This window comes from Novipirellula herctigrandis, from assembly GCA_007859835.1.
In the GTDB taxonomy this organism is placed as follows: Bacteria; Planctomycetota; Planctomycetia; order Pirellulales; family Pirellulaceae; genus Novipirellula_A; species Novipirellula_A herctigrandis.
Window position 1 is genome coordinate 611,684 of the sequence record SJPJ01000002.1, and the last position, 23,563, is coordinate 635,246.

General features: G+C 52.5%; 19 protein-coding genes. 11 read left to right on the forward strand and 8 right to left on the reverse strand.

The features are described 5' to 3' along the window. Position 1: 1 nt before the first annotated feature. The gene (locus CA13_RS33115) at positions 2 to 1,186 is read right to left on the reverse strand and encodes a M20/M25/M40 family metallo-hydrolase (protein WP_419195279.1); all 1,185 of its coding nucleotides are present in this window, start codon (positions 1,184 to 1,186) and stop codon (positions 2 to 4) included. A gap of 150 nt (positions 1,187 to 1,336) precedes the next feature. On the opposite strand from CA13_RS33115, the gene rlmN reads away from it, so the two are divergent. Both rlmN and CA13_RS33125 read left to right on the forward strand, forming a co-directional pair. Next, the gene (gene rlmN, locus CA13_RS33120; RefSeq protein ID WP_146404368.1) at positions 1,337 to 2,494 is read left to right on the forward strand and encodes a dual-specificity RNA methyltransferase RlmN; all 1,158 of its coding nucleotides are present in this window, start codon (positions 1,337 to 1,339) and stop codon (positions 2,492 to 2,494) included. Positions 2,495 to 2,867: 373 nt separating this feature from the next. Next, entirely contained in the window at positions 2,868 to 3,428 is a 561-nt protein-coding gene (locus CA13_RS33125; RefSeq protein WP_419195280.1) for a hypothetical protein, read from the forward strand. An 18-nt stretch (positions 3,429 to 3,446) separates the two neighbouring features. On the opposite strand, the gene CA13_RS33130 is transcribed toward CA13_RS33125, so the two are convergent. Then, the gene (locus tag CA13_RS33130) at positions 3,447 to 4,307 is read right to left on the reverse strand and encodes a glycosyltransferase family 2 protein (RefSeq protein ID WP_146404369.1); all 861 of its coding nucleotides are present in this window, start codon (positions 4,305 to 4,307) and stop codon (positions 3,447 to 3,449) included. A 365-nt stretch (positions 4,308 to 4,672) separates the two neighbouring features. Here CA13_RS33130 and CA13_RS33135 point away from each other — a divergent pair, with 365 nt between their 5' ends. The 3 genes from CA13_RS33135 to CA13_RS33145 all read left to right on the forward strand — a co-directional run bounded on the left by CA13_RS33135 (position 4,673) and on the right by CA13_RS33145 (position 7,941). Continuing rightward, a complete protein-coding gene (locus tag CA13_RS33135) occupies positions 4,673 to 6,589 on the forward strand; it encodes a cation:proton antiporter (RefSeq protein WP_146404370.1) in 1,917 nt (638 codons plus the stop codon). A 12-nt stretch (positions 6,590 to 6,601) separates the two neighbouring features. Continuing rightward, the gene (locus CA13_RS33140; protein ID WP_146404371.1) at positions 6,602 to 7,264 is read left to right on the forward strand and encodes a hypothetical protein; all 663 of its coding nucleotides are present in this window, start codon (positions 6,602 to 6,604) and stop codon (positions 7,262 to 7,264) included. A 113-nt stretch (positions 7,265 to 7,377) separates the two neighbouring features. Continuing rightward, positions 7,378 to 7,941, forward strand: a complete 564-nt coding sequence (locus tag CA13_RS33145) for an elongation factor P (RefSeq protein ID WP_146404372.1) — start codon at positions 7,378 to 7,380, stop codon at positions 7,939 to 7,941. 374 nt (positions 7,942 to 8,315) lie between these two features. On the opposite strand, the gene CA13_RS33150 is transcribed toward CA13_RS33145, so the two are convergent. After that, on the reverse strand, positions 8,316 to 9,935 hold the full coding sequence (locus CA13_RS33150; protein ID WP_146404373.1) for a sulfatase: 1,620 nt from the start codon (positions 9,933 to 9,935) through the stop codon (positions 8,316 to 8,318). A gap of 182 nt (positions 9,936 to 10,117) precedes the next feature. Between CA13_RS33150 and CA13_RS33155 the strand changes: the two genes are divergently transcribed. Together CA13_RS33155 and CA13_RS33160 are read left to right on the forward strand one after the other, a co-directional pair. Continuing rightward, entirely contained in the window at positions 10,118 to 11,473 is a 1,356-nt protein-coding gene (locus CA13_RS33155; protein WP_146404374.1) for a sensor histidine kinase, read from the forward strand. A gap of 191 nt (positions 11,474 to 11,664) precedes the next feature. Then, the gene (locus CA13_RS33160; RefSeq protein ID WP_146404375.1) at positions 11,665 to 12,351 is read left to right on the forward strand and encodes a response regulator transcription factor; all 687 of its coding nucleotides are present in this window, start codon (positions 11,665 to 11,667) and stop codon (positions 12,349 to 12,351) included. Positions 12,352 to 12,358: 7 nt separating this feature from the next. Here CA13_RS33160 and CA13_RS33165 read toward each other — a convergent pair whose 3' ends face one another. The 3 genes from CA13_RS33165 to alaS all read right to left on the reverse strand — a co-directional run bounded on the left by CA13_RS33165 (position 12,359) and on the right by alaS (position 16,999). Further along, positions 12,359 to 13,009, reverse strand: coding sequence for a lysophospholipid acyltransferase family protein (locus CA13_RS33165; RefSeq protein WP_146404376.1), 651 nt, complete (start codon positions 13,007 to 13,009; stop codon positions 12,359 to 12,361). Between the two features lie 13 nt (positions 13,010 to 13,022). Continuing rightward, on the reverse strand, positions 13,023 to 13,991 hold the full coding sequence (locus CA13_RS33170) for a phosphatidate cytidylyltransferase (RefSeq protein ID WP_146404377.1): 969 nt from the start codon (positions 13,989 to 13,991) through the stop codon (positions 13,023 to 13,025). A gap of 176 nt (positions 13,992 to 14,167) precedes the next feature. After that, positions 14,168 to 16,999 carry an alanine--tRNA ligase gene (alaS, locus tag CA13_RS33175; RefSeq protein WP_146404378.1) on the reverse strand — a complete coding sequence of 944 codons (2,832 nt, stop codon included), beginning with the start codon at positions 16,997 to 16,999 and terminating at the stop codon, positions 14,168 to 14,170. Between the two features lie 178 nt (positions 17,000 to 17,177). Between alaS and CA13_RS33180 the strand changes: the two genes are divergently transcribed. Beyond that, the gene (locus CA13_RS33180) at positions 17,178 to 18,521 is read left to right on the forward strand and encodes a hypothetical protein (RefSeq protein ID WP_146404379.1); all 1,344 of its coding nucleotides are present in this window, start codon (positions 17,178 to 17,180) and stop codon (positions 18,519 to 18,521) included. Here CA13_RS33180 and queG read toward each other — a convergent pair. Beyond that, entirely contained in the window at positions 18,417 to 19,487 is a 1,071-nt protein-coding gene (queG, locus tag CA13_RS33185; protein WP_419195281.1) for a tRNA epoxyqueuosine(34) reductase QueG, read from the reverse strand. The genes CA13_RS33180 and queG overlap by 105 nt on opposite strands. Positions 19,488 to 19,632: 145 nt before the next feature. Here queG and CA13_RS33190 point away from each other — a divergent pair, with 145 nt between their 5' ends. The 3 genes from CA13_RS33190 to CA13_RS33205 all read left to right on the forward strand — a co-directional run bounded on the left by CA13_RS33190 (position 19,633) and on the right by CA13_RS33205 (position 23,054). Then, positions 19,633 to 20,271: a hypothetical protein gene (locus tag CA13_RS33190; RefSeq protein WP_146404380.1), complete on the forward strand. Its 639-nt coding sequence runs from the start codon at positions 19,633 to 19,635 to the stop codon at positions 20,269 to 20,271. Positions 20,272 to 20,537: 266 nt separating this feature from the next. Continuing rightward, positions 20,538 to 21,593 (forward strand): formylglycine-generating enzyme family protein, encoded by a 1,056-nt coding sequence (locus CA13_RS33200; RefSeq protein ID WP_146404382.1) that lies wholly within the window; start codon positions 20,538 to 20,540, stop codon positions 21,591 to 21,593. A gap of 78 nt (positions 21,594 to 21,671) precedes the next feature. Next, positions 21,672 to 23,054, forward strand: a complete 1,383-nt coding sequence (locus tag CA13_RS33205; protein ID WP_146404383.1) for a Gfo/Idh/MocA family protein — start codon at positions 21,672 to 21,674, stop codon at positions 23,052 to 23,054. Positions 23,055 to 23,240: 186 nt separating this feature from the next. Here CA13_RS33205 and CA13_RS36005 read toward each other — a convergent pair. Continuing rightward, on the reverse strand, positions 23,241 to 23,563 hold a 323-nt coding region (locus CA13_RS36005; RefSeq protein WP_419195282.1), incomplete at its 5' end, for a hypothetical protein.

Below are 23,563 nucleotides of genomic sequence, written 5' to 3' on the forward strand. Positions count from 1 at the left end.
ACTATGCTCCTGCGGTAATCAACCAAGACGCGATTCGGCAAGCATCAAGAAAGTCCCCGATCTCCAACCGTTCGTCCACGGTATGGATGTTCTTTTGGCCACATCCAAGTGTGACCGCTTCGATACCATGTTGGAATAACCAATTCGCATCGAGCCCTCCATTAGCAACCTCACAGGTAGGCGTTCGGTCGATTCGCTTGATCGCGACACTGGCCGCTTCGACCGACGGATGATCGTCGGACAAACGGAACGATTCGTAATCAACATTCGAATCAAAATCGATTGTACCTTTGACGCCCGAATCGGTCATCACACTTTCAGCCGCCTTAGTGAATGCGTCCCGAATCTCTTGCACGATCCGAGTTCGCATCGCCGCGTCGTGACTACGGCCTTCGGCCCGCAAAGTTACCTCGGGAGTGATTACGTTGGTGGCGTCACCCCCGTTGATGATTCCCACATTGGCCGTCCCCACGCCTTCATCCTTGACCACTTTCCCGAGCCAACCTCGACCATCCAAATCGGCAATGGCTTTGGCTGCCATCACGATCGCACTGGCACCTTGCTCTGGGGCGACACCGGCGTGGGCAGGCGTTCCCGTTAGCTTGATGTTGATCCGCTCGCCACCGACCGCGCCAGTTCGGATTTTGTCGGGCGACCCGCCATCAAAGTTAAATGCGCGATCAATCTGGCCAACCTTAGCGACATCTAAGCATCGAGCACCGTGCAGCCCGATTTCTTCTTGAATGAAAAACGCAATCACTGCGGGCGGAAAGTTCTCGTCGCCCAATCGGATGCGTTCGATCGCCGCGGTCAGGATCGCGGCGCATCCGCTTCGGTCATCAGCCCCTAATCCCGTTTTGACGCTGCTTCGGACTTGCCCCTGGTCGACGACCGGTTGGCTGCCGACACAGATCGGAACGGTGTCCATGTGAGCCGAGAGCATCGTTCGCACGCCGCTACGGTTGCCGGGAAGCGTCACGATCAGATTGCCGCAATTTCCTTTCAGGTGCGTTCGCGAATGGGCATCATCAAATTGAATCTGGGATTCGTCCAACCCAGCGGTCACTAGCATTTCAACAATTCGATCGGCAACGTCACGTTCTTCGCCACTGCGGCCAGGGATTTGGGTCAGATCGATGAATCGTTTCAGTGCGATGTCGGCATCCATGTCGTTTTCCGATTTCATGTCATTTTCCGATTTCAATGAGGGGGCGTTAAGCGAGTCGTCCAAAACAGACCAGGGCATCCTGAAAAACGAAAGTTACCATTTTCTCGCGTTCCGCGTCAGAACACCGTTTTTGGCTTTGGATTCTGTAAACCGGAATCGTGGGTTAGAATGCATCATCGTTTTCTCGTTCTCTTTCTCAATGTGAGTGCTGTGGAATTACCTGTTGTCCAATCGACGCCCGATATCGGAACTGCCCCAAGTGCTGATACGAGGGATGCCACCAACCAACCAACACGCCAACACCTGCTCGACATCAATCAAACGTCGTTGAAGGCTTGGCTTGCGGAAAAGGGACAACCTTCCTTTCGAGCCAAACAAATATGGGAATGGGTCTATGCTCAGCGAGCAAGTTCGTTTGACGAAATGACCAATTTGCCAAAATCGCTGCGTGAGGAGCTTGCAAAATCGTTTGTGATTTACCAAGCCACCGAAGCAGCTGTGACCACTTCGACCGATGGCACCGACAAGCTTCTGATTCGCTTATGCGACGGAGGCGAAGTCGAATGCGTACTGCTGCGTGATGGCCCGCGGCGAAGCATTTGTGTCAGCAGCCAAGTCGGTTGCGCGATGGGATGCGTATTTTGTGCCAGCGGACTCGATGGCGTTGATCGCAATTTGACTCGCGGTGAAATTCTCGAACAAATGCTTCGTCTTCAAGCGAGGCTAATGCCCGACGAACGGCTAAGCCATATCGTGATGATGGGAATGGGGGAGCCACTTGCGAATCTAGACCGAGTCCTCGAATCACTCGATGTCGCTCGGAGCCCTGAAGGTTTGGGAATCAGCCCGCGCCGGATCACGATCAGCACCGTTGGATTACCCCCCGCGATCGATCGGCTGAGCCAACATGGTGTACCCTACAACTTGGCCGTCAGCCTGCATGCCCCCAACGATGAATTGCGGAGCGAATTAGTCCCTGTGAACAAGAAGATCGGGATCGATGCGATCCTCGACGCTGCCGACCGTTACTTCGATTCAAGCGGACGACGGTTGACGTTCGAGTACGTGTTACTCGGCGGGGTAAACGATTCGGATGCATGTGCCCGCGAACTCGCGTCGCTGCTTCGCAAACGGACGGTGTTGTTGAATGTGATCCCTTACAACCCCGTATCCGGGTTGCCATACAAAACGCCCAGCCCACAGGCGATTTCAAGGTTCAAAGAGACGCTTGTCAGCGGTGGAATCAATGTGATGTTTCGCCAAAGAAAGGGGGATGAGATCGATGCCGCCTGCGGCCAATTGCGGCGAAACCGAAAAACAACCTAGCGGCGTCTAGCCTGTGGCCGTGGAAGTCTAGCCTGTTGCCGTGGAAGTCCAGCCTGTGGCCCAGGATGGCAGCAGCGGAATATTTCATCGCCGGATGCGGCATTTTGCGGAACTCACATTAGCTTGGACACAAACAAATCAGCTAATTTTTGATAAAACATTCCGCTCGTAACGATCAGGAGACTATCGGGTTGACCTTTTTCAGCTCAAAAGGTGATTTTCGCTCATTACTGCATTGAGTGCGACAGCAAGACAGATACGATCGACACTGTGGCCATTGGATTTCATGGTCATGCCACGGTGGTGGATTGGACCATCCACTGTGTTGATCACGCTGATTTTTTGTTGTTTTACCTCCCCAGGTTTCCTACTTATGGACATGAGCGAGACGAGCCGCCCCGTCGTCGATGAGGTCGATTTGATGCTGGCCAATGCCCGCTTGCGCGATGAACTTGAACCGTACCGCGACGAGTCGGTCGAGAGTCACTCGCTGCACCGGATGCCCCTGCAAACCGAAAATGAGTATCTCGCGTCAATGTTGGCGTGGGAACGGGCTCCTGCTTTGGCGATCGCCAATTGGTTTGATCCTCCGATGCAATTGCCGGCTCCAGAAACCGTCTCAGACGCCGCATTGCCTCGTCTGTTGCAGAATACGGTTGAACGCCTGTATGGCGAAAAAGTTGTGCTGAAATTCACCGACCATTTGTCCGATCGCGAGCTCTACAAGATCATCTACCGCGACATTTTACCGTCGTGTGAAAAGAAGCTCGACATTCCTGGAAAATTCCTTGAATGGCGATGCGTCGAAGACAACGAAACGTGGCTTCGCTATTATGCATCACCGGTCGAACGACGTCGCTTCCAAGAAGAACACGACATCGATTTGCCGCCGTCGCAACAGCCTGAGCTGAAACGAAACCTGCCAGGTAATTAATCTCTACCTTTGGTAGTCCTAGCCTTTGCGATAACGCCACATGCAGCCCAGTGCCGCGAACGCGTCTTTCCATCCAATTTTCTTGCCTTGGTCATAACCACGGCTCGAATATTCGGTAGGCACTTCCAGAACACGAATGTCCCTAGCGGCAATTTTTGCCGTAATTTCCGGCTCAAAACCGAATCGACATTCCTTCAATCCGATCGCTCGGATCGTGTCGCCATCGAATGCTTTGTGGCACGTTTCCATGTCCGTTAATCGCAAACCAGTCATCGAGTTGCTCAATTTGGTGAGAACCCAATTGCCGATTCGATGCATGAGTGACGGGTCCGAACTTCCGTCAAGGTAACGCGAGCCATAGACCACTTCGGCATCGCCATCGAGGATTGGCCAAACCACTCGCAGCAAGTTCGCAGGATCGTATTCGAGGTCCGCGTCTTGAATCGCCACCACGCCACCACGACTGTGCCGAATCGCAAGTCGAACTGCCGAGCCCTTGCCATGATTGCGGCGACGACAAACAACCGTGCGGCCTGCTCGTTCGGGCAATTCGGATAACCATTCGCTCGTTCCATCGGTGCTGCCGTCGTCAACAATGATTGTTTCCGTCGACGGTGGCATCACTTCGTCTAGCCGATCGAGCACCTTAGGAAGTGTTTCGCGTTCGTTGTAGACAGGTACGATAACGGTTAAGTCATACCGATTGAGCGGCGTTACGGTCTGTGCTGCGGTGACTGCTTCGGCCAACAGCTCGAGAGAATCCTCGGCACGACGAATCACGTCACAAGCAGCGTCAAAGGAATCAAGGGTCCAAGTTCCGGTGGACTCTTCGACAGACACGTCGGTGATTTCTTCGTGAGTTTTCGAAACGGATGGCATAACAAGCTCTACGGTGACTAGCAGGAAAAGACAACAATCGGTCCGTCACCTGAAACTTGGCCTACCAATGGCCCTCTGGCCCAAACAATGATTCCAACCCAACGAAACGGACAGCCTTGTACGGACGAGTTTGCCGGTTATGTCGATCGCACCGATTGAGGCTGATGGTGCGATACCCCCGTTTGGTCCACTGCCCTAGCCCTGAGCTGTCCTGTACGCACCTGAGCTGTCCAGTACGCACCTGAGCTGTCCTGTACGCACCTGAGCTGTCCTGTACGCACCTGAACTGTCCTGTACATTGTGTTAATGGCACCTGAGTCGATGCCCTTTTCGCTTTTGTATTCTCTGACGTTTGAATTTTCACCATGGACCTACTGCTTTACTTAGCGATGATCCCGGCGCTCGGCGTGACGGCCCAGTGGTTGGCTTGGCGTACGAATCTGCCAAGCATTTTGCTGCTTCTGCTTTTCGGCCTATTGATGGGTTTTTTCGTTCAGCCCGATAGTTTCTTGGCAAAATTGGTCGACGGTGATCCTGACCGAACTGGCCCTGAGTTATTGTTCCCTGTGATTTCGTTGTCCGTCGCGGTGATTATGTTTGAAGGTGGCTTGTCACTAAAATTTCACGAACTGCGAGAAGCAGGCAGTGCCGCATTTCGGCTCGTCACAGTCGGAGCCCTGATTACCTTTATCGGAACGGCAGCAGCGGCCCACTGGACGCTTGGCTTTGCGTGGCCACTGAGCCTACTGCTTGGGGCGATCTTGGTGGTCACTGGGCCTACGGTGATCGGACCACTGCTTCGCCAAGTTCGACCGACACGCCGTGTTGCTTCAACGTTGAAATGGGAAGGGATCGTGATCGACCCTATCGGCGCGGTGTTGGCCGTTCTGGTGTTTGAAAATGTACTCCTTCATTCGGCACAAACGGACTTTGCATCGGCCGCGTGGATGTTGGGTAAAACGACACTCGTTGGTGTTGGAATGGGCGTCGCCGGCGGTGCGTTTTTGACGAGCATTTTTCGCCGTTTTTGGGTACCCGACCATTTGCACGGTATCGGAACGCTTGCCGTTGCATTGGTGCTTTATGCGATCAGCAACACACTGGCCCACGAATCGGGCTTGATCACGGTCACCGTCATGGGGATTTGGTTGACCAATCAACACAAATTCGATATCGAACATATCGTCGAACTCAAAGAGAACCTGCGGACGCTATTGATTGGCTGTCTTTTTATTGTCCTCGGTTCGCGGGTCCAACTCGAGGACCTTACCGCGATCGGATGGCCAGGATTGGCGTTCTTGATCCTGATGATCCTACTGGTTCGACCGATCTCGGTATTCATATCCCTATTGGGATCACCGTTAACTTGGCGCGAACAAGCCTTCGTCGCATCGCTCGCGCCGCGCGGGATCGTTGCCGCGGCGGTCAGCAGCGTCTTCGCACTTGAAATGGAACGTCACGGCGAAACCTTGGCCATTGCCGGTGCCGATCAATTAGCCACGGTCACTTTTTTGGTAATCGTGGGAACGGTGGCCATCTACGGCATGTTGGCCTCGCCAATCGCAAAACTACTGGGTTTGGCTGACGAATCAACAAACGGAGTTCTGATCGCTGGCGCAGATGATTGGGTTCGCGATTATGCCTTGGAATTGCAGAAAGCGGGCATATCCGTTTTGTTGGTCGATACGAACTTCAACAAAGTCTCCCAGGCTCGCGTCAGCGGATTGCGAGCAGAATGCATCAACATTCTGAATGAACACGCACGGATCGATTTACCTCTAGCGGGAATTGGACGCTTTTTAGCAATGACCCCCAACGACGAAGTAAACTCATTGGCGGTACGCGAATGCCGTGAACTGTTCGATCGGGTCAAGTTGTATCAGCTGACCTTTAACGCAAAAAATTCGCAGGGTCGTCGTGGATTGACCCGCAATTTGATGGGGCGACCACTGTTTAACGAAGGATGGACGTTTTCGAAGATTCGCGAGACGGTCCATTCGGGTGCCCAGTTCAAAGCAACGCGATTGAGCGAATCATTTACTTACCCTGAATTCCAACGTCGCTACAATGATACCGCAGAGCTTTTCAGTCTGATCAAAAGCGATGGGACTTTGCAGGTGAACACGGTCGACGCTCCACTCGTGCCCGAACCGGGACAAACGATCATTTGTTTGGTGTCGTCGGTTCCGATTCCCTTGGACCATGTTGCCACTGAGAACAAGAGCGAAATTGAGCCCGAACCGGGGACCGAAACCGATTCCCAAACCGATTCCCAAACGTAGAATAAGTTGCCAATGTCGATAGCGCCATTCACCATCCTCCTCGCTTTCTTACCGCTGGTCGGTTACTTGCTATTGCTCGGAGCGATTCGCATGCTGGGCCGGACACTGATCACGACCGGATCACGCGACATTGCGGCACTCGGAATCGCGATCAGTGGGCTGGTCGCCGTCGGCCCTGCGGAACTTTTTTTTCCGTCCGCCGCCGCGACCGTTTTCGGGCCCTACGTTTGGGTTTCGCTAGCGATCTTCTACTTGCTCTGTGTCTCTTTGATAGCGCTCACCAGTACGCCAAAGTTGGTCGTCTACGGTCGATCGCCCCAGCAGATTTACGAACCGCTGCTGCGAGCGGCTCAGCATCTCGACCCTGCGGCGAGCGGCGACCCCAATACCATGCAGGTCCACCTACCCACCGCCAAGGTTCGGCTTCGCCTCGACAGCCAACCCGGTGCCGATTACGCCCAAATTTTCGCCTTTGAACCAAACCTCACGCTAAGTTTTTGGAATCGGCTTCAGGCTCACCTTCGCAATGAAGTTGTCGAAAGTCGCATCCCACGAGGTGTCGGCGGATTGGCAATGCTGGTTACTGCGGCACTAATGATCGCCTTTCTCGTTTGGCAAAGTGCGGGTCGTGAAGAGTTGGTGGTTGAGGGCTTTCGGAAGTGGCTATCCCGATGAAATAATGTCGCTCGACTTTCGTACAATTTCTCCTCGGTGGTCTGTCCCATAATAGGCTTCGATCGGCCACGGACAACCAACTCCTAAACAGGCAAACATAGACAGGCAGGCTCATGCTGGCAAAAGAACTGAAACCGGGAACCGTTGTTAATCACGACGGCAACCCCATTCTGATTGGATCAATGACCGTCCAGTCCCCCTCGGCTCGTGGCGCGGCGACGTTGTACAAATTTCGCGGCAAGAATGTGTTGACGAAAAACAAGGTCGACATCACCCTCAAAGGGACCGATGTGATCGATGAAGCGGACTTTTCGAGGCAAAACGTCCAAGTGATGTATTCTGATCCAACCCACATATTTTTGATGGATCAAGAAAACTACCAGCAATACGAATTGCCGCTGGAAGACGTTGCTGAACAAATCCCCTACATCACCGAAGCACTCGAAGGGATTCGTGCACTGATTTACAACGATCAATGCATCGGTATCGACATTCCCGCTTCGGTGGAATTAGTAATTCAACAATGCGACCCAGGTGTCAAAGGAAATTCGGCGACTTCTCGCACCAAACCCGCGACGCTTGAAACCGGCTTGGTGATTCATGTTCCCGAGTACATGAAAGAAGGCGAGTTGGTCAAAGTCGACACGCGAACGGGCGATTTTCTCTCCCGAGCGTAACGCGAACCGGGGTCGAATGGGGCAAGAACAGGACAGTCCCGAAATTCTTGTACGTAGTTCCAACTTGGACTCACTAAACCAGTAAACTTCTGCCGAACTACTTTGCTGACCGCCTAAGCGAGTCTAAGATATGGTTGTGCGAGCTGAAAAAGCTCCCACAACCGCTTTGATCGTCTAATTTCGGCAGAGGGATCATTTTTAGGGTTCGCCAAAGTCATTTCAAGGCTTGTGCAGTAGCACGCTGAGACTTTCGCGTTTCTCCCAGCGGCTCCATTTTGCCGCCGATCGATCGAAGCATTTACAATAGCCGGCCGATGATGTGAAAACATCATCGGCCGGTTTTTTTTTCGAATAGATGCGACTACAGAATATCGCTAATTCACCCCAGCGTTGATTGCCCCAGCATGTCGAGGCAAATCCTCGATCTTTGTCGAACCAACCCCCATCGGTGGCTCCGAGGGATTGATCTTATGATCTTCCCAGTACCAACCGTCCTCTCGCTCATCCAAAGTTCGATGTTTGCTGCCGACTGCGAGGGGAGCTGGATCTTTTGGGATGTGCTGACGCAAACGAGATGCGATGTCCACAAGTGACTCGTCATGGATCCGATTCCTAAATTCGTTTGGATCCTTTTTCAAATCGTAAAGTTCTTCGCTGCCATCGGCGTAATGAATTAGCCGATAGCGTTCATCGCGGACTGACGCGTTACCAGGATTGTGCTCGGTGATTGCCGGACGTGGCACCTTTGCATCGGGGTCACGAATCAGCGGCACCAGACTAATCCCATCGATAGACTCGGGAGCCGACAACCCGGCCAAGTCGGCAAGTGTCGGATAGACATCGATTAACTCCACCGGTTGCTCACTCGATCGAGGCTTAATCCCAGGACCGGCAAAGATCAGCGGTACATGGGTCGATCGTTCCCACAAAGTATTCTTGCTCGTCATTTCTTTTTCACCCAAATGGAATCCGTGATCACTCCATAAACAAATGATCGTGTTGTCTGCATGAGGCGAATTTTCGAGCGTCGTTAATACGCGTGCAACTTGGCTATCCATAAAACTGATACTCGCTAGGTACCCGCGGACGAGATTCTTGTGTTCGCCGTAATGCTCCAGCCAACTCAAACGCGGTTCGGGAAGATTCCAGTGCAAGTACCAACTAAAAGGTGAGCAATCGGCGCGGTCATCTTTTTGCATCGCTGGCATTTGCAAGGTTTCCTCGGGATACATGTCCCACCATTTTTGTGTGACGTGGCATGGAACGTGTGGCAAAAAGAAACCAACTGCCATAAAGAACGGTTTGTCCTCGGGCATTTCCTCCAACGTTTGCTCGGCCCAATCAGCAACAATCCAATCCCCTTTTTGGCTGTCCTTGTGATCGAACACCCCCCAATCAACCAAGCGGTTGTTTCCAGCGGGCGTGGGTGGAACGATCTTCTTTGATGGCATCACCCCGGGCCCTCCCCGGGGACCCCAGTGAAAGAATTCTGGCTCGGCTTCGGCAGGCGGATTCCTGCCCTGACTATTGTGATAGACCTTGCCGCCCGTATAGGTTTCGTATCCCGCGTCGGCAAAGTGCTGGGGTAGCGACTTCGTGTTCAGGTGCTCGGGCATACTACGGAACCATGGAGCCAAGCCATAGATACCGGTTGTCGATGGACGCAGCGACAACATCAAACTGGTTCGCGAGGGATTGCATAGCGGTGCTTGACAGTGGGCGTTGCGAAAGTTCAAACCTCGCGTGGCCAACGAATTGATTGCAGGAGTTTTCACCTGAGAATGCCCACCCAAAGGTTCAATCCAATCGTTCAAATCGTCGATGCAGATCATTAGCACATTCGGCTTTTTTGTTTCCTCGGAAGCACCAGACGGATCCTCCGCAACCGATCGATACGGACTAAGTAACAACAACCCGAGCAATGGAACCAACAGCCGAAATTGCCTTGGAAGTTTTGGACGTAACGTGGTGAAGTGGTACGATAGTCGGATCATGGGATAGACAATTCCATCGGAATAAGGGGCGGGTGGAAAACGGAGTTCCCCAAACCTTCTCTAAGGTGATCACAGAAACTAAATATCGATCGTACTTCAACGGCGGTCCCAAAACTAGAACGGTTCATTGACATTCTATTGATGGCGTTTCTTTCCATTGAAATCTCGGTAAACTGCTTCGCATGAACCGCTTGCCAAGACACACCGTCAAGTCACGACGCTCGTTGCCCCTTGGACAGCCATGGCAAACGCCACGGTTGACGATGTTGGCGTTAATCAGCCTTCCCGCGGCTTTGGCAATCCTCACGATGCTGTGGATTGGGACTTGGTGGATGGCCGTCTTTGTTACGATCGTCACCGTGGCATGCATATGGACGGCAAAACGCTTGGACCAAAAACAAGCAGTCTCTGCGGAAGAGGTTTTCCAAAATTGTGTTTCCGAAACGCGTCAACATGAACTCGCACTAACGTCGCTCCGAACTTCAGCAGAGCAAGCCACCATGGCGCTTACCAAAATGCGAGACGGCGTCATCATGTTGTCGCCGACACGAGAAATTTTGGTAATTAACCCATGGTCGCGTCGACTACTGGGGCTTTCCACCGAAGGCGATTTACGTGGCCGGTTGTTTCGCGAAGTGGTTAGAATCCCCGAACTTGTCAACGCCGTCGAGGTGGCTGTTGGCGGTCAAACACCACAAAAATTGTTGCTCGAAATCGTCGATGGCGTCACAACACGCCCTGTGAAAGCAAGAGTCGATCGAATCACGACTGACAAGGATTCGAACCTGCTTATGACCCTGCGTGACGAAACCGAAGCACAGCAAATCGAATCCATGCGCCGCGAATTCATCGCTAACCTTTCACACGAAATTAAGACACCATTGGCGGCCATCAAAGGCTACGCCGAAACCGTCGAATTGGCGATCGAGGATGACCCCGCAGCGGCAACTCATTTCATGGCGCAAATCCGTGGGCAATGCGTTCGGTTGGAACGATTAGTTGCCGACATGATGCAATTGGCACGAGCTCAATCAGGGCGGGAAAACCTGCAGCTAAAAACCGTTTCGCTCGCCGAAATTGTTGACGAGTCACTCTTGTCTTACCGTCCTGTCGCCGAGGCGAACCAGATCACCATTTCTCTCGATGAACACCTTGATCCGAGCGATCGAGATCGAACTTCCGAGCCCAACGTCGTTGCAGATCACGAAGCTGTTCTGACAATCGTGAACAATTTGGTAGGTAACGCGATCCGTTATACACCCCAAGGAGGCGATGTACGACTGGCATGCCGCCGACGACTTGACAAGTGGGTCTTGATTGTAGCCGACACCGGAATGGGGATGACCGAAAGTGAACAACGGCGTGTGTTCGAACGCTTCTATCGAGGCGAGAAAACACGCAAATTGGCTGCAGGCGGAACCGGTATCGGATTGTCAATCGTGAAAAATCTAACCAAAGCACTGCGTGGCGAAGTGCGACTTGAGAGTGAACCGGGAAAAGGATCCACATTCGAAATTTCACTTCCCGCTGCCGATTAGCACGCCCTCAGCCTCGCTGGTGAGCCAGCCAAACCGCATCGCTTAACTCAATTTTAACAATAGTTTCACACGATGATGGCTGTCGTACGGGTGCCCATCGGCGACTTGATCGATCAAAATACTCCCTTCATGAACGATGCCCAATCGAGGCTAGTCACTGACTGTCCGCCCGAACGAGAAAACAAACATAGATGTCTACCACGAAGGTTCTTGTCGTCGAAGACTACCGCCCTTTGGCAGAAACACTCGAATATCAATTGCGACGTGCCGGTTATGAAGTGTCACGTGCCGCCGACGGACGCGACGCGCTCAACCAAGCCAAACTTTTGTTGCCCGATGTCGTGTTCCTTGACGTCGACCTTCCAATCCTCAACGGCGTGGAAGTGTGTAAACAATTGCGAGCCGACCCGGCGACCAAAGATACGATGATCTTGATGCTAAGCGCACTCAGTGAAGAATCGGATCAAGTCGTCGGTTTCGCGGTTGGTGCCGATGACTACGTGGTCAAGCCAGTCGAAAGTTACAAGGTACTGCTACAGCGTCTCAAAGCGCTTCTACGTCGCCGGGAACAGACATTCGAGGAATCCGATTCCGTCACTCGGCATGGTGTCACAGTCGACCGACGCCGTTTCGTCGTAACAATCACGGGCGAAGTGCTGAAATTGACCAAAAGTGAATTCCGATTGCTCGAAACACTGATCCGGCAACCCGGCCGTGCGTTCGGGCGAAATGAATTGGTGGATGCGGCACTTGGCGAAGACACCATGGTGCTCGATCGCACGATCGATGTTCATGTCCGTGCCCTAAGAAAAAAGATGGGGCCCGCTGCTGATTTGGTCGAAACGGTTCGCGGGATTGGGTATCGGTTCAAAGAGTAAAGACACGCTAAATCCACTCCTTGGGGGGCAGCTCTTCAGCAAGGTTTTCAAAAGATTTTGAGAGCTGTGCCATAAACTCCCTTTTTGGCAATGTCGAATCAAGTGGATGGCCAACGAAGACGTCACAAAAAAACGGCACCAAGATCGCTTCTCCTTTCGGCAAAGCCTTGCCGAGTCCATGCATGAAAACGGGAGTGACCGGGACTTCGGGATGACGCCGTGCTAGGTGGGCAACGCCCGCTTGAAACGCATCAAGCTTCTCGGGCTCGCCTCGCGTCCCCTCGGGAAACAGTAAAACGATACCGCCATCGCGAAGCACTTCGGATATCGGTTCAAGGGGATGATGACCTCCATCACCGCGCCGTGATTTGGTTCGGTCGATCGGGATAATGCCAACAATTCGAGTTGCAAACCAACGACGAAACGGACGGGTCATAAAATAGTCCGCCGCCGCAACCGGTCGCACCGAAGCAAGCGGTTTGAGCCCCAAGATATTCATCAGCGCAAAAACATCCAAGTGACTATTGTGATTGGCAACAATGAGCGCCGGACCTTCCTTGGGCAATAATGCATGGCGACGGACATTCGTCCCCAGTACGACCATCATTAACGGGCGAACAATTAAAGCAAAAAACAAAGGTCGCAGAATTGAGTTCATTCGCGTTATTCAATCATCCATAGGTGTAATATATAAAATGAAAAAACAGCGGCGAGGTAAAGACCAACGAATCGACTCGGTCCAAGACGCCGCCGTGACCGGGAAGCGACGCACCAAAATCCTTGATCTTCAAATCTCGCTTCAGCGCCGACATGCACAAGTCGCCCGCAAAGCCAGCGATGGCAATAATGGTTCCTGCGATCAAAGATTGCCAAGGTCCCATCAACGTCAATTTGGGGCCAAGAATGCCAGCGAACAAAATTGTCGTTGCGATGCCTCCAAGCAAACCTTCCACCGTTTTTCCAGGGCTCACTCTCGGAGCGACTTTGTGCCGTCCAAATGTTTTGCCCCATAGATACTGAAAAATATCGTTCAATTCCGTCACCAAAATCAGGAACAATAACAAACCGGCCCCTGGATAAAGGGCACCGAGTTCCGATGGAAATTGAGCGGCGATGCGCGGCGTCGGCCCTTCCTGAAAAACCAATAAATAGGCAGCGTGAGAAAGACTGAACACGGTGATCATCAATGCCCAATGCAACGTGCCGGCGGCTCGTAGAAAACCATCTGTTTGGCCGATCATCAACATCCGCGTCGGGAGCCAAATGAACATCAACACGGGGATGAACATGATGAACATCCCATACCAAGCACTGGCGGCAAAATAGTATTGGCCAGCAATCGACAAGTACGCGTAGAACAACACTCGCCGATCCGATCGGCGTGTCGGCGTCATCGACAAAAATTCCTTCAACGCCAAGAAACTGACAAAAGCAAAGAAGACAATCGCCGCGGTTCTTGACCAAAACAAAGCGCACGAAAAGATACCAACGATCGCCCACCACGTGCGTACCCGTTCACGGAGTTCCACGAAATCGCGATCCGGATTGAGTCGTTGAATCACAATCGACACAACGCTTGCGATCAACAACGCTGCAAAAATGCAAACAATCGCGATCCGAACTTCGGGACTCAATTCCATGGTAGCTCATTGGTGATGGAGGCTAAACAATTGCAGCATCAGTCTAACAGGAGCCCGCGCAGCGTGTTTCTGCGCGAAAGAAACGAGAAAGCCGGACAAGATTTCAGCAATCACCTACCGAGCTTAAAAGCTTCGACTACATCGCGTTTGCAGACCAAAAGTGGAACCGCCTGGCGTTAAGACGAAGCCAATTTTTCTCGCATGTTGTCCTTTGCTACTCCGATGGCTTCGGGCAACTTGCTAGGGTCTTTGCCACCGGCTTGCGCCATATCGGGGCGACCTCCGCCACCTCCGCCGACAATTTTCGCTGTGGCTCCGACCCATTCGCCCGCCTTGATGCCTCGCTCCACCAATTCACGGCTGACTCCACCTACCAAAACCACCTTGTCGCCTTGGATAGCGGCCAACAAAATGGCCGTTGGCAGATCGCTTTTTTTGCGGATTTGGTCAATCCAACCTCGCATCACATTCGGGTTCGCTCCTGGCGTTTCAGCTACGATCACCATTGAATCGCCGATCGTTTCACCACCGGCAATCAAATCATCTGCTGTCAACTTGCCGCCCGCTGTGACTTGACTCAGCTCTTTGACAAGTTTCTTACGATCACCAAGCAATGAACCGATTCGATCGACAACATCACTAACCGAGACATTTAGTCGACGCGTAATTTCGCGAACCGCAGCCCGAACCGAATTGTAATCGTCGGTATCCACTGGCTTGTCCGCTTTTTTGGCGACAAACGCTTCCGAGTGTTGCAAAGGCTTGCCAGCAGAAAGCTCCTTTTTCAATTGCCGCACTTCGGCCGACAATTCTTCCGTTGCCGCAATCGCGTCTTTGGCATCACACCCTAAAGTCTCGGCAACCTTTCCGAGTAATTCACGTGTTTCAACGCGGTGAGATTGAGCCCGCGTGCCTGTCAATGCTTCGATCCGTCGTGTTCCAGCCGAAACACTTTCTTCGACCACCAACTCGAACGCTTCGACTTGCTTGGTGTTCGACAAGTGAGTTCCACCGCAAAGCTCTTTGCTGTACTCGCCCATCGAAACCATGCGAACCGGGTCAGGATACTTTTCGCCAAACAACATCATCGCTCCAGCGGCTCTCGCGTCGACCAGCGGCACGGTATTCCAAACGATTGGGTCAGCCGCTTCGATGCACATCCAAACATCTTTTTCGATTTCGACAAGGGTATCTTCATCGATCGCTTGTTGATTGGTGAAGTCGAACCGCAAGCGATCCGCTTCGACCTTACTCCCCTGTTGCTGAGCGTGTTTGCCGATGTTTTTGTGCAGAGCAAAGTGCAGCAGATGGGTGGCCGAGTGCGCACGGCACAACGCTGCGCGATGTTTCGTATCCACGGTGGCGGTACAGGTTTCGCCTTCGTGAATTTCCCCATTTATCAAATGGCCGTGGTGAACAATCAAGCCTGCGTGACGCTGTGTATCGGTCACGAGAAACTCAAACTTGTCACTCGAAATCACACCATTATCGCCAACTTGGCCGCCCGACTCTCCATAGAACGGAGAATGATCCAAAACGAGCCGAAGATCACTCTTTCCAGGTCGATCGACATGACTAAGAAGTTGCCCGTCGTCGTCCCTACCGCCTTGGCCTGTGATGACGCCCTTGATAATTGCTTGAGACTGAGTTTCCTCGTAGCCCACAAACGGGGTCTCTCGGAGTGCTTCTTTGAGTGTTTCGAGTGGTCCGGTTTGGAACAATTCACGCTGACCAGCACCGCTAACCAATGCATGTTCGTCCATCGCCTCGCGATACCCTGCCCAATCGAACGTAAAGTTCTGTTCGGCGCTAAGCGTTTGCAACAACTCCGGTGGCACGCCATAGGTGGTATTCAGGACTGCCGCTTCGGCACCAGGAACCATCACGCTTGATTCATCTCGCATTTGCTCAAACAGTTGCTCAATTCGTTTCATCCCTCCATCGATCGTGCCAAAGAATGCGTTCTCTTCTGACTTAATCACCTGCGCAACTCGCTCGCTCGTTTCGCTCAATTCCGGATAAGCAACCTTCGATGCTTCGGCAACCGCTTCGACCAGCTTGTAAAGGAATGGTTCGCGCAGATCCATTTGATAGCCGTCCAATACCGCACGACGAATCAACCGCTTGATGACGTACTTGGCATCCTTGGGACCAGGATAAACGTTTTCGTGAATCGCAAAAACGCTGGCACGAGCATGGTCGGTAATCCTGCGCAACCGGCGACCATTGTCGCTGAGGTAGTCATATTTGACACCGCAAACTTCCGAGGCAGCCTCAACGATCGGGAACAGACTGTCAATGTGAAAATTGGTCGGAACGCCTTGCATCACACTTGCCGTTCGTTCCAACCCCATTCCCGTGTCAATGTTCTTGCTCGGCAACGGGTTGAGGTTTTCGGGTGGTTCGCCGACGCGGTTGAATTGGGTGAAGACCAGATTCCAGATTTCAACGTCGCTGCCGTCATCAAGGTGGTAATAGACTTCGCTACAGGGACCACAAACGCCATCGGGGCCTTGGCTGGGAGCCGAAGCAGGCCAAAAATTTTCGTCTTCGTCCATGCGAACAATCCGCGACTCGGGAAGTCCGACTTTGTCTTTCCAAAGGTTGAACGCTTCGTCGTCATCCTTGTAAACGGTCACCGACAACCGCTCACCGGGAATGTTGAGCCATTTTTTGTCGGTTAGGAATTCCCAAGCCCATCGGATCGCATCTTCTTTGAAGTAATCTCCAAAGCTGAAATTCCCTAACATTTCAAAGAACGTATGGTGAAACGCCGTACGGCCAACGTTGTCGATATCGCCCGTTCGCAAGCATTTTTGGCACGTTGCCGCCCGAGTGAACTCCAGTTTCACTTTGCCAAGAAAATGGTCTTTAAACTGATTCATCCCCGCCGGGGTGAACAGAACCGAGGGGTCCCAAGTCGGTACGAGCACATCGCTCGGTTTGCGAACACACCCTTTTGACTCGAAAAAAGCTAAATATTTCTCGCGTAACTCGTCAGTTTTCATAGCGTTTGCAGCGGATAATCAGTGAAAAGACCCAGAAAATTTCGATGGAACATCAGTCCCGCAACTGTGATGATATCGAAACGAGTCTTTTCAGCAGAGGGTACATCGAACCGAGAGCGGATATAATGCGACAAGTCGAAACTGTTTCCTCCCCTCTCAATCAACGAAATGCTATCTGATGGCTATCCCTCCTTGGACTGTTGAATTGCTCCGCCGTGGCCTGAGCGATGTCGCGCGGCGTGCCAGCGAACCTGAAACGCTCGAAAAACTAAAAACTCAAGCGACCGAGATTATCAACGAACTACCGCAAACGGCCGCTCGCGGGTTCGACGCGGTCATGCGTGCCACCGAAGCGGGCCGCAAGAATGTTCAGCGCTGGAGCCAAAGGCAATCGGCCGTGACGATTCCGCTGGTCAACGCGAGCGGTGTGCTGGTTTCACCTTATGGCACCGGCGTTCGGGTGTCCGACCAAGCGGTCGAAGCAGCCTACGCATGTCTGCACGGCGATATCCGCAAAGACCATCAAGCAATGGAGCGTTTGCAACGGCATTTGCACCGCCAACTGCCATCGACGTCCGATGTCGATATCGCTGTGACGACCAACTTCCAGGCCACCCTGGTCGCGCTCGTGATTGGCATGAGCCAAAAAGACATTTTGGTACATCGCAGTCAAGCAATTCGGCTTCGTGGCGGCACATCCCTTGTCGACACGATGAATGCTCTGGTACCGATCGTTCAAGAGGTCGGCGCGAACGACGGCGTTGAAATGTCGGACTTTGATGAATACGATTCGTTTTGCCTCGTTCTTGCCGATGACGAGACTCACGACGCCTTGCCAAAGCCGCTTGAATTGAACGATCGTGACTGTATCCAAGTGGTCGTTTTGCCAATCGCGTCGCTAAAGCAATCAGCCAACGATACTCTTCCCTCGGTCGAAAAGATGCTCGACGCAGGAGCCGATTTGGTCATCGTCGAAGGAGGTGGCGTGTTCGGCGGACCGGAATGTGGAATCATGATCGGAAAAACAAACTTGGTTCGATCGATCACCTCGACCGCAATTTGGCCCTCGTTCGCAGCCGGCAGCGCGGTGATGGCGATGTTAGCATCGACAATGCAAAACTTAACCAGTGCGCTCGGTGCGTCGCTGCCGATTGAAGAATTAATTGAAACGAGTGATGACAATTTACGTTTACGAGCCGAACGAATGGCGACCCGATTGAGTGCTTCCGATTCGATCAAAAGTTGTCAAGTCACCAACGATGAGGCTCGAGTGACCACGAAAGGCCGATGGCGATTCCCATCGCGTCAAGTGCGTATTGAACACGCATCGCTTGACGGACAGGAATGGGCCGACCAATTGAGAGACGAATTTCCATCGCTATTGGTTGGGGTCGAAGGCTCGGCAATCAAGATCGATTTACGTTGGATCGCTCCGGCCAATGACGCTCGGATTGGTGAGCTTTTGGTTCCGCAGCACGATGTTGACGCTACGGAGAATCCCGAGACGACGAGTACGCCATAGAGGCGTTTTACGGTAACGGGCCCGAAAGGTTTCGTCCGTCATTTCCGCCCAACCGTCAAGCGGTAATGTTTGCATCGGGTACGACTGGGTGCTTGTGGTTTCTTGACGATTGGTTTGTCGACCTGGGCGCCGCCTATGGGGCTTTCGATTCCATGGACAAACCTCTTGGCAAACATCGCACCCGAACACCCAATCGCCGATGCCCAATTCGAGGTTCGGATCGATCGATTGTTCAGCCTTCGATTCGCTATCACATCGCTTTTCAATCGTCAAATAGCTAATGCAGCGTGTCGCATCGAGCACGCCGGGTCGAGGAAAAGCATCGGTCGGGCACGCATCGAGACAAGCCGTACAGGTCCCACAATGCGACGAAACGTGAGGTTCATCTGGTGGCAATGCGACATCCGTAAGGACACAAGCAAGAAAGAAGTAGCTGCCGAGTTGTTTGTTTAGCAGCAGTGTGTTCTTTCCTCGCCACCCCAAACCCGCAAGCTGCGCCACTTCGCGTTCCATCAACGGCGCAGTATCAACAATGCCTCGCGCCTTTGATTCGCTGTTCCAATTGCGAAGCATTCGACAGAGTCGTTTGAGTTTCGGATGGATTTGATCATGGTAATCGTCGCCACTCCAAGCATAACGTGCCACTTTTCCCCTGCCGACCGGGACTGTGGGGGTCGGAGTGTCGGACGGGTAAGGATAGGCAAGACAGATCACTGACTGGCATCCTTCGAGAACGCCGCGAGGGTGTCGGTAGGCATCGAGCCGATCAGCAAAGTATTGCATTTCGCCCGCGAAACCAGCATCAATCCACTCGACTAATCTTGAAAAGCCCGTTGCATTGACCGCTTGCGCCACACCGACTTTGGCAAACCCAAGACGAGCCGCTCTTGCTCGAAAGGCATCCATGAAAGCTTCCGGCGAAAAACCGGATAGAGCAGTCGTTTCGTTTCCAAGTATTTCGTTCATCCAATCCCCATGGCGCGAAGCGGCGCGATACAATTACGGTCACTTTCCATTTTGTCTGTTTTCATCTAGCTCGCGCTTAGCCGCTTGGCCGATCGTGGATACGCTAATGTGCCAGCCAAGCCCTTCATTCTTTGTGGAGCCGAGTATGACCAGTGACGAAAACCTGTCGACCGACCTGAACGCATCCGACTCAACAACAACCGAAACGCCTTCCGCGAAACAATCGAGTTCCCGTCGATTGCTTCTATTGCTTGGCGTCTTGGCGCTAATGTGCGGTGCACTGGCATTTGACTACAAAGTCGCGCGACCGTCGGTACAAAATGCCCATGATGCGGTCGCCGATTTGAACGTCATGCATAACGCGGTGCCTCAGTTTAACGTAATGACCAATCAGATGGTTGAGGAGATTGTCGGCAAGCCACCTGCAGATACATTCAAGGATGGCAATTACACGGTTGAAGTCTATAGCTGGCAATCGGGGCTTCCTTTTCGTACTTACAAATTGTACGCCGTTTACCAAACCGTTGGAAAGAACCTGATGTTGTTTCGTTTACATAAGTTCAATTACGAATTGACCAAAGACGTGATTCCGTTCCCCGAATCAACGGTTATGAAAGCCACCACTGAGGAATTAGCGGCGTACAAAATTGAAGAAGACTTAGCTGCAATGGAATCGATGCGTTACCTTGAAGAGTACAAAAGTTCGCAAAGCTTATATACACCGATTAATGTGTTTAAAGACATCTCACCCAAATCATCCGGCAACCCTCCAACCGGAATCTAACCGCCGCGCAGATGGTGAACACCTTGATGGTTCCACGCGGTTCTTGGGCGACTTTCCTGGTCTTGGCGATTTCCCCCGTCACTGATCCCCCCGTCACTGATCCCCCCGTCACTGATCCCCCCGTCACTGATCCCCCCGTCACTGATCCCCCCGTCAACGCCGCACATTTACTCAATGAACTCGGTTACAATAAGGGTCCTGCCTAGCAACTTACCTCGCCTGCGAGACTCTCACTTGCGTCCTTTGTTTTTGGATACGCTGAATTGATGCTTTCTCGATCGCCTTCTTCATTGTTCGTCATTTGGGTTGCCTTTGCGTTCACCCTACCTACGCTTTCCTCCGCGGACGATCTCGTCCTACCGCTTGCCGATGCAGTAGCAACTTCCCAAGCGGAAATGAAACCCTACGCGGAAGCCATCGAGCATACTGACCAGGAAATCGAGATGATGCCAATTCCCGGTGGCACGTTCCTGATGGGCAGCCCTGATTCGGAAGCCAATCGACGGAAAGACGAAGGGCCGCAGCATGAAGTCTCGGTCGCGCCGTTCTGGATCGGCAAATACGAAATCACTTGGGATCAATACGATGCTTGGAGTGAGAAAATGGACCAACTTCGACGCCAAATGATGTCACTAGCAGCGTCTCCGCGTGATGCTTTAGTCGATGGTGTTTCAAGACCAACCGAGCCCTATACCGACATGAGTTTTGGAATGGGAAAAGGCCAATTCCCGGCGATTTGCATGACCCAGCACGCCGCCAGAAAATTTTGCCAGTGGTTATCAGTCAAGACAGGAAGGTACTACCGTCTGCCCACCGAGGCCGAATGGGAATATGCCGCTCGCGCCGGAACGACAACGTCCTATTCATTCGGCGAAGACTCTGAACAGCTTGATGACCACGCGTGGTACTTCGACAACAGCGACGATGCTTATCACGAAATTGGTCTGAAAAAGCCAAATCTTTGGGGGTTACACGACATGCACGGCAATGTCGCGGAATGGGTCTTGGATCAATATATCGCGGACGGCTATTCGCAAAACGCCAATACGGATAACCCGCTTACCATACCAACCACCTTGTTTCCGCGAGTGGTGCGCGGTGGCAGCTGGAACAATGATCCCGCGATGCTTCGATCAGCCGCGCGCGAAGGATCTTCCGCAAAATGGAAAGATCAAGACCCTCAATTGCCGCAAAGCATTTGGTACCTAACCGACGCTCTTGGCGTTGGATTCCGTATCGTGCGTCCGCTGACGGAACCGACCGAATTAGAAAAAACAGAAAAATGGGCCAACACCGCTCCTGAACAAAAGGACCAAGAATAACACTCAGCTGCAAATTGAATCACCTCTGCTCGTTTCCCACCAAAGTTTTCCTATCCCCTCCTTCAAAGGAATCACCCGATGAAAACCACGCTTACTCCCTCCAATGAATCACGTCGTGAATTTTTCAAAAACACTGGCAAGATTGCGGCCGCATCGACGTTGGTCGCCGCTGCGAATAGCCGCGTCCATGCAGCAGAGGACAACACGATTCGTGTCGCATTGGTTGGTTGTGGCGGGCGTGGAACCGGTGCCGCACTGAACTGCTTGGAAGTCGACAACGGACCGGTGAAATTGGTTGCGTTAGCGGATGTTTTTGAGCAAGATTTGCGAAGCACTCATGCGGCACTTTCGGGACATAAGAAAATCAAAGCAAAGGTCGATGTTTCGGAGGATCAAAAATTCATCGGGTTCGATGCCTACAAGAAGGCGATGGATTGCCTGCGACCGGGTGACATTGTCATTCTCGCAACGCCTCCCGGATTTCGTTGGGTTCATTACACCTACGCGATCGAGAAAGGACTGAATGTTTTCATGGAGAAGCCGGTAACGGTGGACGGGCCGACATCCAATCGGATGTTGGAACTCAACAAGAAAGCGCTCGACAAAAACTTAAAGGTTGGCGTCGGATTGATGTGCCGTCATTGCAAGGGACGCCAAGAACTATTTGACCGCATTCAAAATGGCGAAATTGGTGACGTTTTGATGATGCGTGCCTACCGGATGTCGGGGCCAACCGCGACCGCCGCTGTCATGCCCAATCCAGGGAAGATGAGCGACTTGATGTACCAAATCAAAAAATTCCACGGCTTCCTTTGGCTCAGTGGCGGTGCAGTCAGCGATTTTTTGATCCACAACATCGACGAGTCTTGTTGGATGAAAAACGATTGGCCAGTCAAAGCGATTGCTCTTGGTGGTCGTCATTATCGCGGCCAGTGTATCGACCAAAACTATGATTCTTACGGAATCGAATACACCTTTGGTGATGGGACCAAGTTGTTCGTTGACGGCCGAACCATCGCCGGTTGCAAGCAAGAATTCGCTAGCTACGCACATGGTTCGAAAGGCTTGGCCGTGATCAGTAGCGCCTCACACACCCCTGCAAAATCGCGGATCTATGAGGGTCAAAACTTTGACAAAAACAAGATCACTTGGGCATTCCCGCAACCTGAACCGAGCCCGTATTTCGAAGAGTGGGTCGACCTGATTGATGCAATTCGCAGCGACAAGCCGTACAACGAGGTCGAGCGAGGCGTGATGGCGTCAGCCGTGACTTCGATGGGGCGTATGGCTGCTCACACTGGCCAAGAAATCACGCTTGAACATTTCATGTCGCAAGACCATGAATTCGCTCCCGAAATTGACAAGCTAACTCTCGACTCGGAGCCACCGCTGAAGCCGAACGCAGAAGGCCGCTACAGCGTCCCAATGCCTGGCCTCGTCAAGAAGCGCGAATACCTATAACGACTGGGTTCGCCCTGGTAAGTCAAAAGCCTCTGACTAGATCACCCCCGCAGAGGCTCGTGTCGGGCCGTTTAGCGGCAGCGTCATTCGACCGGATTGCTGCCCTGAAACACGCCGGTGGTTTGTCTTGACGCTTGCTTTGTCTTGACACTGAATGCCATTTTTTGCCAACACGCGTATTTCAACCTACCGGCCCGACGGTTTGCTCATCATGAGTTTGTAATGTCCCGTACCGAGTAGATCGTCGATCCTAGTTCGCAACTCCGGCGTGATGTCGACCTTATACTTATCGCTCTTCATATGGACGACTTCCCCCTCATCCAAGCTCAAACTGAGTAGCATTTCTTTGGGACCAGGATAGCCACGCAGAATCTCTCTTAGTCGGTTCAGCACTTCGGGAGTATGCGTTTTTTCATCGATCCGAATTCGCATTCCATGCGTGTATCTTTGGTCGAGTCCTTCCAGTGGAATCAACTCATCCACAATTAGATTCGCCTCATCCCCCCCCC

Coding starts and splice junctions, on each gene's coding strand:
- CA13_RS33115 (WP_419195279.1), bottom strand. CDS start 1,186: ATGAAATCGGAAAACGACATGGATGCCGACATCGCACTGAAACGATTC.
- rlmN (WP_146404368.1), top strand. CDS start 1,337: ATGCATCATCGTTTTCTCGTTCTCTTTCTCAATGTGAGTGCTGTGGAA.
- CA13_RS33125 (WP_419195280.1), top strand. CDS start 2,868: ATGGACATGAGCGAGACGAGCCGCCCCGTCGTCGATGAGGTCGATTTG.
- CA13_RS33130 (WP_146404369.1), bottom strand. CDS start 4,307: ATGCCATCCGTTTCGAAAACTCACGAAGAAATCACCGACGTGTCTGTC.
- CA13_RS33135 (WP_146404370.1), top strand. CDS start 4,673: ATGGACCTACTGCTTTACTTAGCGATGATCCCGGCGCTCGGCGTGACG.
- CA13_RS33140 (WP_146404371.1), top strand. CDS start 6,602: ATGTCGATAGCGCCATTCACCATCCTCCTCGCTTTCTTACCGCTGGTC.
- CA13_RS33145 (WP_146404372.1), top strand. CDS start 7,378: ATGCTGGCAAAAGAACTGAAACCGGGAACCGTTGTTAATCACGACGGC.
- CA13_RS33150 (WP_146404373.1), bottom strand. CDS start 9,935: ATGATCCGACTATCGTACCACTTCACCACGTTACGTCCAAAACTTCCA.
- CA13_RS33155 (WP_146404374.1), top strand. CDS start 10,118: ATGAACCGCTTGCCAAGACACACCGTCAAGTCACGACGCTCGTTGCCC.
- CA13_RS33160 (WP_146404375.1), top strand. CDS start 11,665: ATGTCTACCACGAAGGTTCTTGTCGTCGAAGACTACCGCCCTTTGGCA.
- CA13_RS33165 (WP_146404376.1), bottom strand. CDS start 13,009: ATGAACTCAATTCTGCGACCTTTGTTTTTTGCTTTAATTGTTCGCCCG.
- CA13_RS33170 (WP_146404377.1), bottom strand. CDS start 13,991: ATGGAATTGAGTCCCGAAGTTCGGATCGCGATTGTTTGCATTTTTGCA.
- alaS (WP_146404378.1), bottom strand. CDS start 16,999: ATGAAAACTGACGAGTTACGCGAGAAATATTTAGCTTTTTTCGAGTCA.
- CA13_RS33180 (WP_146404379.1), top strand. CDS start 17,178: ATGGCTATCCCTCCTTGGACTGTTGAATTGCTCCGCCGTGGCCTGAGC.
- queG (WP_419195281.1), bottom strand. CDS start 19,487: ATGAACGAAATACTTGGAAACGAAACGACTGCTCTATCCGGTTTTTCG.
- CA13_RS33190 (WP_146404380.1), top strand. CDS start 19,633: ATGACCAGTGACGAAAACCTGTCGACCGACCTGAACGCATCCGACTCA.
- CA13_RS33200 (WP_146404382.1), top strand. CDS start 20,538: ATGCTTTCTCGATCGCCTTCTTCATTGTTCGTCATTTGGGTTGCCTTT.
- CA13_RS33205 (WP_146404383.1), top strand. CDS start 21,672: ATGAAAACCACGCTTACTCCCTCCAATGAATCACGTCGTGAATTTTTC.